General features: G+C 71.4%; 10 protein-coding genes and 3 pseudogenes. 4 read left to right on the forward strand and 9 right to left on the reverse strand.

Features of this window, described 5'->3' with window-relative positions:
- Nucleotides 1–108: 108 nt before the first annotated feature.
- Nucleotides 109–636 (reverse strand): annotated as a pseudogene (locus tag QBL21_RS33165) (winged helix-turn-helix domain-containing protein); the annotation flags it as partial.
- Nucleotides 637–879: 243 nt separating this feature from the next.
- Here QBL21_RS33165 and QBL21_RS33170 point away from each other — a divergent pair.
- Both QBL21_RS33170 and QBL21_RS33175 read left to right on the forward strand, forming a co-directional pair.
- A complete protein-coding gene (locus QBL21_RS33170; RefSeq protein ID WP_407566647.1) occupies nt 880–1542 on the forward strand; it encodes a transposase in 663 nt (220 codons plus the stop codon).
- Between the two features lie 104 nt (nt 1543–1646).
- Nucleotides 1647–2351, forward strand: a complete 705-nt coding sequence (locus tag QBL21_RS33175; RefSeq protein ID WP_407565921.1) for an HNH endonuclease family protein — start codon at nt 1647–1649, stop codon at nt 2349–2351.
- Nucleotides 2352–2609: 258 nt separating this feature from the next.
- On the opposite strand, the gene QBL21_RS33180 is transcribed toward QBL21_RS33175, so the two are convergent.
- From QBL21_RS33180 to ssd, 6 genes and pseudogenes are all read right to left on the reverse strand, one after another.
- On the reverse strand, nt 2610–2849 hold the full coding sequence (locus QBL21_RS33180; RefSeq protein WP_407565922.1) for a helix-turn-helix domain-containing protein: 240 nt from the start codon (nt 2847–2849) through the stop codon (nt 2610–2612).
- Between the two features lie 1307 nt (nt 2850–4156).
- Nucleotides 4157–4837: a DUF6192 family protein gene (locus QBL21_RS33185; RefSeq protein ID WP_407565923.1), complete on the reverse strand. Its 681-nt coding sequence runs from the start codon at nt 4835–4837 to the stop codon at nt 4157–4159.
- Nucleotides 4815–5012, reverse strand: a complete 198-nt coding sequence (locus QBL21_RS33190) for a DUF6192 family protein (protein ID WP_407565924.1) — start codon at nt 5010–5012, stop codon at nt 4815–4817. Before QBL21_RS33190 ends, QBL21_RS33185 begins: the two co-directional genes overlap by 23 nt.
- Before the next feature lie 40 nt (nt 5013–5052).
- A pseudogene (locus QBL21_RS33195) lies at nt 5053–5202 on the reverse strand (DUF6192 family protein); the annotation flags it as partial.
- A gap of 381 nt (nt 5203–5583) precedes the next feature.
- Nucleotides 5584–6429: pseudogene (locus QBL21_RS33200) on the reverse strand (TadA family conjugal transfer-associated ATPase); the annotation flags it as partial.
- Between the two features lie 563 nt (nt 6430–6992).
- Nucleotides 6993–8180: a septum site-determining protein Ssd gene (ssd, locus tag QBL21_RS33205; RefSeq protein WP_407565925.1), complete on the reverse strand. Its 1188-nt coding sequence runs from the start codon at nt 8178–8180 to the stop codon at nt 6993–6995.
- Nucleotides 8181–8834: 654 nt separating this feature from the next.
- Here ssd and QBL21_RS33210 point away from each other — a divergent pair.
- Nucleotides 8835–9665, forward strand: a complete 831-nt coding sequence (locus tag QBL21_RS33210) for an HAD family hydrolase (RefSeq protein WP_407565926.1) — start codon at nt 8835–8837, stop codon at nt 9663–9665.
- A 477-nt stretch (nt 9666–10142) separates the two neighbouring features.
- Here QBL21_RS33210 and QBL21_RS33215 read toward each other — a convergent pair whose 3' ends face one another.
- Entirely contained in the window at nt 10143–11045 is a 903-nt protein-coding gene (locus QBL21_RS33215) for a Fic family protein (protein ID WP_407565927.1), read from the reverse strand.
- An 86-nt stretch (nt 11046–11131) separates the two neighbouring features.
- Here QBL21_RS33215 and QBL21_RS33220 point away from each other — a divergent pair, with 86 nt between their 5' ends.
- Complete coding sequence (locus QBL21_RS33220; protein ID WP_407565928.1) at nt 11132–12190, forward strand: ATP-binding protein; 1059 nt, start codon at nt 11132–11134, stop codon at nt 12188–12190.
- Here the strand turns inward: QBL21_RS33220 and QBL21_RS33225 are convergent.
- Nucleotides 12178–13341: a hypothetical protein gene (locus tag QBL21_RS33225; RefSeq protein ID WP_407565929.1), complete on the reverse strand. Its 1164-nt coding sequence runs from the start codon at nt 13339–13341 to the stop codon at nt 12178–12180. The genes QBL21_RS33220 and QBL21_RS33225 overlap by 13 nt on opposite strands.
- Between the last annotated feature and the right edge of the window lie 268 nt (nt 13342–13609).

Genomic DNA, 13609 nt, shown 5'->3' on the forward strand with positions numbered 1-13609 from the left:
CAGGGCGGCCACGGATAAGCGGCGGCGGGAGCGGCCCCGCACGCGGACAACGGGAGTGTGGCCGCGGCGGGACCAGGTGCGGGTGGTCGGCGGCGTCATCGAGAATTCCGGCTTCGTCTTCGAAGACCAGCCAGGCGCCGGGCGCCGCCGCGGTCCTTCCACCTGTGGCCAGATCTCCTTCACCCAGCCGGCCACCGCCGCCTCGTTGCGCTCCATCGCGCGGCGGGCCGGGACCTGGTAGCTCCAGCCGTGCCGCCGGAGCAGCGCGGCCACCCCCTGCACGGTGTAGCTCTTGTGGAAGCGGCGCCCGATCAGCGTCTTGATGCGCGACAGGGACCAGGTCTGGTCCGGCGAGCCCTGCGCGACCGCGCCCTTGGCCAGCTCACGCTCCAGCACGGTGAACAACTCGTCGCTCAGCAGCGGCCGTGAGGCAGGTCCCCTGGATGCAAGGGCCCATGTTCCGCCTTGCGACCAGGACTTGCGCCAGCGCTGCACCGACCGGACGCTGACACGCAGGTCACGAGCGATCACTGCATTGTCCTCACCGGCCCGGAACCGCTCGGCCGCCTCCAGTCGTAACTTCTCGCGGAAGGCCCGCCATTCATCGGTCAGCCCGCCGCCTTGCGCGTACCTCACACATCCGGCAAACCGCACGGATCATGAGGCGTCAGCCCACACGACACCACGCTTTGAACCTCAGTAAGCACGGCCACGGCAGCTGTAGTTCCAGCGTCTGCGCTGGTCAGCGTGGAGCCGGGGCGAGTGCGAGCATGAGTACGGCCACCGTGATCATGAACGTTTGTGACGACGTATCAAGACGCAGTGGCCGTGGAAGCAACGATAGCCGAGCAGGCGTGGGGCGAGGCGTTCGGGAGAGCGATGCGGGCGGGCGGGCGCGGGCTGCTTCGCGCGGCGCGAAGCCCGGGTGACGGCGGCGGAGCTGGTCGCGGGGCTGTTGCTGGAGGTGGACACGCGGAACTGCTGGACGCTCGCGCAGGTTCTGGGACATCCGGCCCGCACCGGCCGCAGCACCTGCTCTCGCGTGCCCGGTTCGACCATGAGCGGGCCCGGCGCGGGATCGCCGGCCTCGTGATCGATGAACTCGCGGGTCAGAGCGTGGTGTTGATAGCGGACGAGGCGGGGGATGCGAAGTTGTCCACGGACTGCGTGGGCGCAGGCTGGCAATACTCCGGTGCAATCGGCGGTGTCGGACTTTGCCAGGTAGCGGTACACCTTGCGGCGGTCACCGCGACGACAAAGGTGATCACCGATCGGGCCCTTTACCTCCAGGCGGACTGGGCCGCGGACGAGGAACGCCGCGAGGTCGCCGGAGTGCCGAAGGAGATCACCTTCGCGACAAAGCCGCAGCAGGCGCTGGCCATGGTCACCGACGCGCTCGCCGCCGGGCGCAAGGCGGTGCCGCCGTGCGACCAGCACACTCGTCCCGGCCTTCTTCTCGTTGCGGTTCTTGTCGGGAGCGCCGCCCCTGTGGCGACCCAGACCGCCCCGCCCCCGCACCATCACCCGGTGAGGCCGCCCTGAACTGCAGCCGGGCGGTGTCAACACCATGTGACGTGGATGCCCCCGCGCGGGTGGATCAGCATCCTGGCACGCATGAACGCACGCGCGGGGCGCAGCCTCCGGGCATGCAGAAGACCACTCACGCCCTGGCCGCACTCGCCCTGTCCGCCGCGGCCTTGCTTGCTCCGGCCGGCCCCACGGCCGCAGCGCCGGTCGCCGAGCCCGTCCCCGTAGCGGATGCGGTGACTATGCCGGCGCCGGAGACGCTGCCAGTGCGTACCGCGATCGAGCGGCTGCCCGTCGCAGCCGAATCCCGGGAGGGCTACGACCGCGACCTGTTCCGCCACTGGGTCGACGCCGACCGGGACGGCTGCCACACCAGGTCGGAGGTTCTCCTGGCCGAAGCCGTCGGGGCCCCGGAGGTCGGCAGCGGATGCCGGCTGACCGGCGGCCGCTGGTACAGCTACTACGACGACGCCTACGTCGACGGCCCCCGCGGCCTGGACATCGACCACCTGGTTCCGCTCGCCGAAAGCTGGGACAGCGGGGCCTCGAACTGGGACGCGAAACGGCGGGAGGCGTACGCCAACGACCTCGACACCGACGCCTCGCTGATCGCGGTGACGGCCCGCTCCAACCGCAGCAAAAGTGACCAGGACCCGGCGACATGGTGGGTGCCCGCCGAAGGCGCATCGTGCCGATACCTGGGGGAATGGGTCGCGACCAAGCTGCGCTGGGACCTGAGGGTCGACGACGCCGAACTCGCCGCATTGAAAGAACGCGCAGCCGACTGCCCGAACGACCCGATCAGCTTCGAGAAGGCAGGCTGAGAACTGCCTGGACTCCGAGCCCGGTCGGCCAAACGTGGCCGGCCGGGGCTCGCCGGCATTCGGTCGCCTCGGGCGGCGTCTAGATGCCGCCTTCGGGGAGCAAACATCGACTCCTATGACCGCGTCCTCGGCGCAGACCATCATTATGTCTTCGCTGAACGAAATGTCCTCACGAACAAGCTGATGGCCCTCGGCCTGTACCGGCTTGCCGCCGGGGAATCACCTGCGGGGCTACCGTCACCGCCGCGTCCACGGCCCCTACGTCCCCGAGCCCTCTCGCCCGCCCGCGGGGCTCACGTGCCGCCCGGAGGCCGCCCGCTGTAGCGTCGAGGCGCTGTACCCGGTCCTTCGGGCCAACTCGCTGTACGGCACACCGCGGATCAGCTTCCCGTCGAACAGGTAGCGGGCCTGCCGACGGCCCTGGCGCAGGTAGGCCGCCAGCAGGCCCAACGCCTGGGAGGCGACCTCCGGTGGTATCGGCTTTTCCGGCCGACCCATTGCCACCGACCCCTTTCACGCCGGTCCCGGAGGCAGCAGCTGCAGCCGCAGCCCCCGGCCGGCGCTCACTGCCAGGATGGCGGCCGCCGTCGGTCCAGCGGCACTCAGCAGCCCCACGATCTGAACCGTCGGCATGCCGGCTACTGCCAGCGCCCCCGCGGCCAGGACCACCACCACGATCACGCAGATCTCGCCGCCGCCCAGCCGACGACCGGCAGGCCCTGCAGCCCCGTCGGGCTCGTCTGCTCCGCACCCGACTCCAGCACCCGGCATCTGTACCTCCTGACATCCTGGCGCCCCACGGCCACCGGATCGTTGGCTCCAACCACGCGAATACGAAGGGCAGTTGGTGCTGCACCCTCCGTGGCGAGATGCATCGTGCCAGCATCCGCAGCGGCAGCAGGCCAGGCGACCGGAGTTTGACCCACATCCGTCCCAGCGCGATCGCAGCCATCCACTGGCACGCTCGAATGGGACACCCCGACACAACCCCTCGACCAGGCAGATGGACGTGCACCCGCAAATGCGCCCGGAGCCGTGAGGCCCTGCGGTCACCGGGATATTTCAATCCGGCCCGTCAGCGCTTGCCGCGCGCGTACCGGGCTGCGACCATCCGAAAACGCGCCGTTTCACGGCGTATCCCTGAGGTTCTTGGCTCCAATCACGGCTGCGCAGGGAAACCGCGCACCGATCATGTTGGCGCGTGATCGACGCGACCCGGTCGGCGCCGCCGACGGCGGCGCCGACCCAGGGTTCTGCCGCAGAGCCGATGTCGGCAGTGGGCCTGCTTGAAGTATGAGGCCAGTGCACCAGGCCCGCTGAACGAAGGCATGCCGAGGTCCTTGCGGTTGACCTCCGTCTCGCTTCGGTGGACAGCTGGCCTAGCTTTTCCTCCGCACCGGCGAGGTCGACACGTATCCCTTCGACCTCGCCGAGCCACCTCTCCCCTTCCGCTTCGGTGATCCGGGCGATGGGGTTGTCACGGATCTCGACCAGGCGGGGTCGCTGAATCGGTTCGGGCTGGAGCATGGGGCAGCAGATGCAGGCTTCTCTGAACCAACCGCTGCGACCTGCTAGTTCGAATCTCGAACGATCGACGTGTCATCATGGGCGTGTGTAGATCCCGCTCCTGAGGGTCCGCAGCCGTTGGCGCGGGAGGGGTCTCCACCGCGGTCGATGTCGGCGATCGGCATGCGGCCAGCCAATGGGCCAACAGTCGGGACTTGTGCTGGATCGCTCCTTCGGAGAAAGCCAGACGGTTGATGTAGAGGTCAGCGGCAGGAACCGGACTAATGTCCGGGGTCCTGCTATGCGCCGGAGCCCGGGCGGAAAGGGCTGGTCCTGCGGTGCAGACCTCCTTGAACATCCTCACTGCCATCGTGGAACTTGGTGCCGCGTCGATCATCCTCTGGGTGGAGATCCGGAGGAGGCGTAACGACGGCGGCCAGGCCGGTGATGATGGCCTGAGCAACTGACCCTCGCGGCGGGGCCTCGGTCATTGGCCGGGGCCCTGTGCTTCGCTCTGACGGGTGGCGCTCTGGCCAAAGGGGCATCCCGAGATCGACGGCGGTTGTGCGGCGGTGGACCTCTGCGTCGATCTGCCGGAGCTTCTCTTCGACGCCGGCCAGGCTGACCTGGAGACCTTCGACCTCGCCGAGCCAGCCCTCCTGCTCGGCTTCGGCGATGCGGGCTATCAGGTTGTCGCGGATCTCGATCAGCCGTGCCCGTTGGGCCGGTTCAGGTCGTCGTAGGCAGGCGGTGACCAGGTCCAGGAACTCCACTGCCCGATCAATGTGCCGGATCGCTGGGGCAACGGGGCTGGTCTCCTCGAAGTCCTCGCGGGCTTGCCGGTGGCGTTCGTTCTGGGCATGGTTGACCTGGAAGCGGGCGCTGGCGTCGCTCATCACCTTGAACGCCACGTCCGCCCGGGGCAGCAGGTTGGTCGACGTGCTCGCTGCGATCGACTCATCGCGGGTGAATTCCTCCACCACTTGGGCCTTGTCCTCGCGGTGACTTTGGCCGCGACCTGGGGACGTTTGAGAAGTCGGTAGTGACCGCCGCGGCGACCTCCGCCTCCTGGGGCAGACAGTGGATCGCGGTGATCTTCTCCTGCGGCGTGACCGGGTGGTCGACCTGGCGGCCGAACGTACCGACTCGCCTCATCTGGCGTCCAGCGCGCCCTGCCCTCCCGCGGCTTCCTGACCACGGCGAACCGTTCCTCGTAGTCCTCGATATGCGCCAGGATCCGATGGACCGTGAACAACATCCCAGCCTGCCCCTGCCCGGCCGGCCAGCCTGAGGCTGTCCGCCGCCGACATCTGTGATTCGCACGCCACTGGCCCTGGACCGACATGATCACAGGCGCCCTGGCACAGCTCGAAGCTCTCCCGAACCCCGACTGACACGTTCCCGTCCCCGCGAGCAGCAACACCCCGCCCGGAGCCGTGGAACCCGGCACCCACCCGACGCGACTGTGAGGGCAATCAGCCTGCCAGCAACCATGCGCGGAACGCGAAACCCCCCGCCAGCTCCCTCCGCGGGCCGTCACGAAAGATCAAGACTAGCGCCTCAGGCACGGCGATACGCAGTCGGCTAACGTGCCGTCCCCCTCCCCCAACGCCCAGCGGGCTAGCTCCGGTTACCCGGCCACGCTGCGTCATGCCACTGAAAGCTTCGGTGGTCTACTGAAATCTCTACTGAAGTCTTTTGTGGCGCCCTGAAATGTTCTGAGCCGCCCGACACCGCCTTCGTGACCGGTGTTGAGAGCCGCCAGCAGATCGACGACCTCGCGGCCCCGCACCTCGCCCACGACCAGCCGGTCGGGGCGCATCCGCAGCGCCTGCCGCACGAGGTCCTGAAGCCTCACCTCGCCGACTCCCTCCTGGTTCGCCGGGCGGGCTTCGAGCCGTACGACGTGGGGGTGGTCCGGCCGCAACTCGGCCGACTCCTCCGCCAGCACGATCCGCTCGTCCCGCCGCACCAGCGACAGCAGCGCACTCAGCAGCGTCGTCTTGCCGCTGCCCGTACCACCGCTGACGAGGAACGACAGCCGGGCGTCGAGGAGCCCGCGCAACAGCCCTTCGCCGCCGGGCGGCACAGTGCCGGCGGCGGCCAGCTCCGCGAGGCTGAACGCGCGCCGCCGCACCACCCGCAGCGACAGACAGGCCGAACCCACGGCCACCGGCGGCAGGACGGCGTGCAGCCGCGTACCGTCGGGCAGCCGGGCGTCGACCCACGGGCGGGCGTCGTCGAGGCGCCGCCCTGCGACGGCGGCCAGGCGCTGCGCAAGGCGCCGTACGGCATCGGCGTCCGCGAACCGCACGTCGACCCGCTCCAGGCCGCACCCCCGGTCCACCCAGACCTCGTCCGGTGCGGTGACGAGCACGTCGGTGACGTCCTGCTGGGCCAGCAGCGGCTCCAGCGGCCCGCTCCCGACCATCTCGGAACGCAGCGCGCCCACGATGGCCAGCACCTCGGTGTCGCCGAGCAGCCGCCCCTCCCGCCGCAGCGCGGCGGCCACCCCCGCGGGCGTCGGCTCCCCACCGCTCTCCGCCAACCGCCGCCGTACGGCCCCCACCAACTGCCCGGACACGGCGAGGGATTCGCCGTCACCGGGACGCCGGACCGAGCGCGAGCGCCCGGGGGTGGACGCCGGCGGGACTTCATCGCGGACGACCACCGCGGCCGCCCCGGCGCCGACGGGCGCGAACTCAGGGCCCGAGCCCGGCTGACCGTTGCCCCCCGAGCCCGGCTGAAGCGCCGGATCGGCAACGAGCGGCCCCGGACGGCCCAAGCCGTACCCCCAGTCCATCCGGCCCGGCAGAACCTCGCCCGCACCCGCGCTACGCACCGGGGCAGTTGACGCCGGCCCTCCACCGCCCGAGCCGAACACCGCCAGCAGCGCCCCCGGTTGCACCTCGCACCCCGGCACCGCGTGAACCGGATCGGCACCGGCCGCGCCCGGCCCGCGCGCCGGCAGCTCCGGCTCCGGCCGGGCACTGCCCCCACGGCCCGTACACGACCCGGCATGTCGCGGCACGGCCTCAGCCGCCGGTCCCCTGGCCTCCGCGTCGTCCCGGCCGTACCCCTGCGCGGTCCACCCGGAGCCCGCGGCCGACCTCTCCGCCGCCTTCTCCCTGCGACTCATGCCGCCGCCCCCTCCCCGCTCGCACCGGGCAGGGCCCGGGTCCAGAAGTCCGTGCAGAAACGCGACAACGGCGTACGGGGGCGGGTGCCCGGGGGAGGGGCGCCGGTCTCGGCGGACTGCGGCAGGCCCGGCTCCGCCGGGAGTTCACCGGCCAGCGGGAGGCCCAGCAACTCGGCGACGTCCTCGGCCATCAGGCCGCCCCGCGTCGGGCCGCGGACCACCACCCGCAGATCGCCCAGGACCGTCCGCACCGCATCCGCCACCCGGTGCGCCGCCGCGACGGCGCGCAGCTCGGCCGGCACCACCAGCAGCCCCACGTCCAGCTGGGCCAGCGCTTCCGCCACCGGCTCGTCCACCCGCCGCGGGAGGTCGACCACGACCACCCCGCCCCGCCGCCGGGCCGCCGCCAGCACCGAACGCATCGCCTCCGGCGCCACCGACACCGCCCCGGCCGCGCCGCCGCCCCGGTCCCAGCTCAGCAACCGCACGTCGTGCAGCCGCGGCAGCGACTCCTCCAGCGCGGCTCCGCCGATCCGCCCCCGCGACGAGGCGAAGGCCGGCCAGCGCAGCCCTTCCGCCTCCTCACCGCCGAGCAGCACGTCGAGCCCGCCGCCCAGCGGGTCCGCGTCGACCAGCACCGTCCGCCGTCCGGCCCGCGCCGCCGTCACCGCAAGCGCGCAGGCCAGCGTGGACGCCCCGGCGCCGCCCCGGCCGCCGACGACGCCGACCGTGCGGGCCTGCGCGCCGACTCCCTCCGCGGCGTCGGCGATCCGGTCCACCAACTCCGTCTCCTGGTCGGGCAGCACGAGCACCTGCTCCGCCCCGACCGCGACCGCCCGCTGCCACACCCCCGGGTCGCCCTGGTCCCGGCCGACGAGCACCACCCCGTCCCGCCGGGCCGGCCCCGCCGCCACCAGCCGCCCGGCGCTGTCGACCCCGACCAGCACCAGCGGCGCCGCGGCCCAGTCCTGCCGGCCCGGAGCGTGCGAGACGTCCGCCTGCGTCCCCGCCGCGGCACACAGCCGCAGCAGGTCGTCAAGAAGCTCCTCGTCCTCCGTGACGACCAACGGCCGCCCGCCGGCGCCGCCGTCGTCGGCTTTGCTCCCGGCACCGGAGGACGCGCTCCCCTCGCCCCCCGACGCGCCACCGGCGCCTCCGGCGCGCCCCGCGGCGCCGGCTCCCACGAGCCCGCGCCCCGCGCTCTGCCCGGCCGCGCCGCTCCAAACCCCGCCGCTCCACGCCTGACCGCTCCGCAGCCCACCGTTTCGCAGCGCACCGCTCCGCAGCCCACCGCTCCGTACCCGGCCCATCGCGCCGCCTCCCCCGTGTCCTCCGCCGCGCCACCCGGCACGCCGTCCGCCCCGGCCCGCGCCACCGCCCTCCGCGGCAGCACCCGGCCCGTTTCCGATCCCCACCGTGCCCCCGGCACCCCGCCCCTCGGGGATCTTGGTCAAGATCTGGGGATAACCCACCAGTTGTGGACAACTCCGTCACCCGATCGGGGGAGCATGCAGATCCAGGGCAACGGTTACCCACGGTGATGCGTCTAGTAGAACGACGGCGATGAAGACAGCCCCAAGGGCGGCTCAAGGCAAGGAGTGACCGGGAAGAGCGGAAGAAGATCCGACGGGCCCGGAGAAAAACGAGAATGTCGAAGTCCGGACATGCGACGACCCCCGCCGGGGGGGAGAGCGGGGGTCGTCCCCACGGCCGACTCGGGGGGGGAGGAGCCGGTCCGGGTTAGCACGGTCGCGAACGATCCGTGACTTCCATGGTGTACCCGAGAGCCTTCTCAGGCAAACCCACGCGCCACACCTTACGCCGAATGGTGGGCGCCTATGCTCGCACTCGTGGAAAACCACTCGTTGCCCAGGACGGCCGCCTTCTTCGATCTGGACAAGACGGTCATTGCGAAGTCGAGCACGCTGACCTTCAGCCGGTCGTTCTACCACGGTGGGCTGATCAACCGGAGGGCTGTCCTCCGATCCGCCTACTCGCAGTTCATCTACCTCCTGGGCGGCGCCGACCACGAGCAGACCGAGCGCATGCGCGCCTATCTCTCCAACCTCTGCCGCGGCTGGAACGTGGCCCAGGTGAGCGACATCGTGGCCGAGACCCTCCACGACCTGATCGACCCGATCATCTACGACGAGGCCGCCTCCCTCATCGAGGACCACCACCTGGCCGGCCGGGACGTCGTCATCGTCAGCAGCTCGGGCGCCGAGGTCGTCGAGCCCATCGGCGAGCTGCTGGGCGCGGACCGCACGATCGCCACCCGCATGGTCGTCGAGAACGGCCGCTACACCGGCGAGATCGACTACTACGCCTACGGCCCCGCCAAGGCGGAGGCGGTACGGGAGCTGGCCACCGCCGAGGGGTACGACCTCGCGCGCTCGTTTGCGTACAGCGACTCGATCACGGACGTCCCCCTCCTGGAGGCCGTCGGCCACCCCTACGCCGTCAACCCCGACCGCGGGCTGCGCCGCGAGGCGGAGCAGCGCGGCTGGCCGGTGCTGTCGTTCGCCCGTCCCGTACGGCTGAAGCAGCGGCTGCCGCAGTTCTCGCTGCCCTCCCGGCCGGTGCTGGCCGCGGCTGCCGCGGGGCTGGCGGCGGCGACCGCGGCCGGGGTGGTCTGGTACACGTACCGCCGCCGCCTCCAGGCGGCCTGAGCCCCGCCATCCCGCCTTGACCTGCACATACTCCGTTTCACCCCATACGAAACGTTTGCAGGCATTTGCAGGCGAAAGTAAAGATCTCAACGCCGGGCTTCCCTCTCACCCCAGACAGGAGTACAAAGGGATTACGGCCCGCGAGAGCCAGGGCATCCGACGAGGATCCCCGAGCAACGACGGCCCCACGGACCGCACATGGAAGTCGGGAACCCACGCGACGCCGATCCCTCGAATAGGGACCGCCACACCAGGCAACGGACAAGTGCCGGGCCTGATGGGCAAAGAGATTGCACGCACTGGTACCCCGGCCGACATGAGATGGCGGCGGTGCCCCAGGGCGCCGCCGCAACTCTGTGCCTGCGAGCCCTCGCGAGCCCCCCAGCGCCCCGCTCACGGACCCGCGCCGCCCCGCACGGACCCGCGCCACGCCCGCGCACGGGCCCCCGCGCGCTGCCGCACAGCCACACCGCCCCGCTACGCCGCCCCGCGCTGGAGCGCCTCGCACACCGCCGTGCTCTCCCGCGCCCCCAGGTGGACGGCCCTGCCGCAGTGCGCGATCCACCCGCCGACGCCCTCCGGCGTCCCGCTCGCGTAGCCCGCGAGCGCCGTCTCGTACGCCTCGCGCCCCTGCTCCGCGTGCCCCACCTCGGCCGGGCAGACGGCCTTCGGGTCCAGCCCGCTGCCGACGAGCACGATCCGCTCGGCGGCCCGCGCGACCAGGCCGTTGCCGGTACGGAACGGCCGTAGCGTCAGCAACTCGCCGTGTACCACCGCCGCCATGACCAGCGCCGGAGCGGACGACCCCGCGACCACCAGGGCCGCCAGCGCGTCCAGCCGCGCCGCCACCTCGTCGGCGTCCGGCAGCGGCGCCGGCAGCGTCGCGCCCGGCTCCGCGACGCTCTCGCCCGCCAGCCGCGGCCGCCCCACCGCCTCACCGGCACCGCCGGCCGCACCCTCCGCACCGCCCGCGCCCTCCGCGCTCCCGACACCACCAGCGCCGCCCGCCGACGAGATCTGCGCACCCCCCGACGCCACCACGTGCAGCCGCGCCAGCACCCGCATCGGCGACTGCCGCCACGTGCTCAGCAGTTGCCCCGCCTCCGCGTTCACCCGTAGCGCCCCGCCCACCGTCCGCGGCTCCCCGGCCGCGGAGAAGTCGCTGCGCCGCCGTACCTCCTCCAGCGCCCAGTCCGCCCCGGACAGCGCCGCCGAGGCCCGTGCCCCGCGCAGCGCGGCCTCCGCCGACACCTCGTTGCTGCGGCGCCGCATGACCCGGTGCCCGTAGAGGCGGTCGACCGACTTTCTTACAGAGGACACCGCCTCCGGCACTCCCGGGAGGGTGCTCAGGGCCGCCAGCGGGTCGGTCGCGCTCGTCATGCGTACGAGCCTACGCAACCCGATGGAGTGGACTTGTCCAGCCCTTTCCCTGACCTCGGGGCAAGATCCCGCTACCGTTTCTGAACATGAAGATCGCTTTCGTTGGAAAGGGCGGCAGCGGCAAGACCACCCTGTCGTCCCTCTTCGTCCGCCATCTCGCCGGCACCGGCCGCCCCGTGCTCGCCGTCGACGCGGACATCAACCAGCACCTGGGCGCCGCCCTCGGGCTCGACGAGGAGGTGGCCGCCCGGCTACCCGCGCTCGGCGCGCACCTCCCGCTCGTCAAGGAGCATCTGCGCGGCACCAACCCGCGGATCGCGGACGCCGCCGGCATGATCAAGACGACGCCCCCGGGCACGGGTTCGCGCCTGCTCACGGTCACCGGGGACAATCCCGTGTACGCCGCCTGCGCGCGCCCCGTGCCGTTGGACAACGGCTCCGTACGCCTGATGGTCACCGGCCCGTTCACCGAGGCCGACCTCGGCGTCGCCTGTTACCACTCCAAGACCGGCGCGGTCGAGATGTGCCTCAACCACCTGGTCGACGGGCGCGAGGAGTACGTCGTCGTCGACATGACGGCGGGCAGCGACTCCTTCGCCTCCGGGATGTTCACGCGCTTCGACATGACGTTCCTCGTCGCCGAGCCGACCCGCAAGGGCGTCTCGGTCTACCGCCAGTACAAGGAGTACGCCCGCGACTTCGATGTCGCGCTGCGCGTCGTCGGCAACAAGGTGCAGGGCCCGGAGGATCTGGAGTTCCTGCGCGCCGAGGTGGGCGCCGACCTGCTGGCCTCGTTCCCGCACTCCGACTGGGTGCGGTCGATGGAGAAGGGCCGCCCGCCGGCTTTCGCCGCCTTGGAGGAGCCTGCCGCGCAGGTGCTGCGGGAGCTGTACGGGGCCGTGGACGCGTCGTACGAGCGGCGCGACTGGGCCCGTTACACCGAGCAGATGGTGCACTTCCACCGCAAGAACGCGGAGAGCTGGGGAAACGCGAGGACCGGGGCCGACCTGAGGGACCAGATCGACCCCGGCTTCGTCCTGGGCGAGACGGCGCGCACGGAGCCCGTGCCGGCCGCGGCCGTACGGGGCGCCGCCGTGCCCGGCGCGGCGGCACCGGGCACGCCCGCCGCCCGTCAGCCCGCCTGACCCTGCTTGGCGTCGGCGGTGCCGGCGTGGTCCTTCTGCCCGGATCCCGCCGGCGCGCCGGCGCGCTGCGCGCTCCCCCGCTTCGCCGGCTCCTGAAGGAACTTCTCCCAGCCCTTCGCCGGCCGCTCGCCCACGTCGAGGGTGCGCAGTTTCGCGAGCGTGCCCTGGTCCTGGGCGTCCAGCCAGTCCACCAACTGCCGGAAGGAGACGCAGTGGACGTCCTTCTTGGGGCAGACGGTCTTGATGGTGTCCTCTACGGCGCGCATGTAGGCACCGCCGTTCCAGCTCTCGAAGTGGTTTCCGATGACGAGGGGCGCGCGGTTGGTCGTGTACGCGCGCTCGAAGCCGGCCAGTAGCCCCTCGCGCATCTGCCGTTCGAAGGCGGCGTGCTGCGCGGCGGGCGCATAGGCGGTGCCGGACTGGTTGGCCATGAAGTTGTAGTCCATGCTCACGACTTCGAAGGACCGGCCGGGGAAGGGGACCTCCTGGAGGGACAGGTCCCAGATGCCCTCCTTCTTCTTCGGCCACACCTGGCTGCTGACACCGCTGGTGTCATAGCGGAAACCCATCTCCTTGGCGGCCTTCATGAGGTTCTTCTGTCCCTCCAGGCAGGGGGCGCGACCGCCGACCAGCTCCTTGTCGTAGTCGAAGGGAAGCGGATCCGCCTTCTTCCGGCCGGTGTTCGTCTTCCACTGCTGCACGAACTGCTTGGCCTGCGCGATCTCGCTCTTCCAGTCCTCCTTCGACCAGCTCGCGACGCCCGTACGGCCGCAAAAGTGGCCGTTGAAGTGGGTGCCGATCTCGCTGCCCTCCAGCCACGCGCCACGCACCTGCTTCAGGGTGGCGACGACCTCCTCCTCGTCCAGGTAGCCGATGTCTGAGGCGCCGCGGGGGTGGCCGGGGGGCGCGTACTCCATGCGTTTGTCCCGGGGCAGGACATAGACGCCGCTGAGGAAGTACGTCATGGCCGCGTCGTTCTCCCGGGCGACCTTGCGGAAGTGGGAGAAGAGGCGCTGACCGTCCTCGCCGGCGCCGTCCCAGGAGAAGACGACGAACTGCGGCGGCTTGGCGGCCGACGTCATCCGGCTGATCGTGGGCTGGTTGGGCTGCGTGCCGGTGTAGGCCGTGGAGCCGTCGCCGATGAGCTTCATCGGCCGGCCCTTGCCGGGTGCCGCGTCATCGCTCCGCGAACGCTGCGTATCGCCGTCCGGTCCGGTCCCGGGAGAACAGCTTGCGACGGCCGCTCCCCCCAGTGCGAGGACGCCGCAGATTCCCACGGTCGCCCGCCATGTTCCGAACAAAGCTCCCACCTCTTCCCGGCGTCGCCAGGGACGCGCTGACTCGAATGGCCGAATGCACACGCGATTTCTCGCGGCACGCTCGGAAAGAGAGATAACCGGGAATTCAGATTATCTCTCT

It is taken from the genome of Streptomyces sp. 184, from assembly GCF_045781775.1.
Lineage (GTDB): Bacteria > Actinomycetota > Actinomycetes > Streptomycetales > Streptomycetaceae > Streptomyces.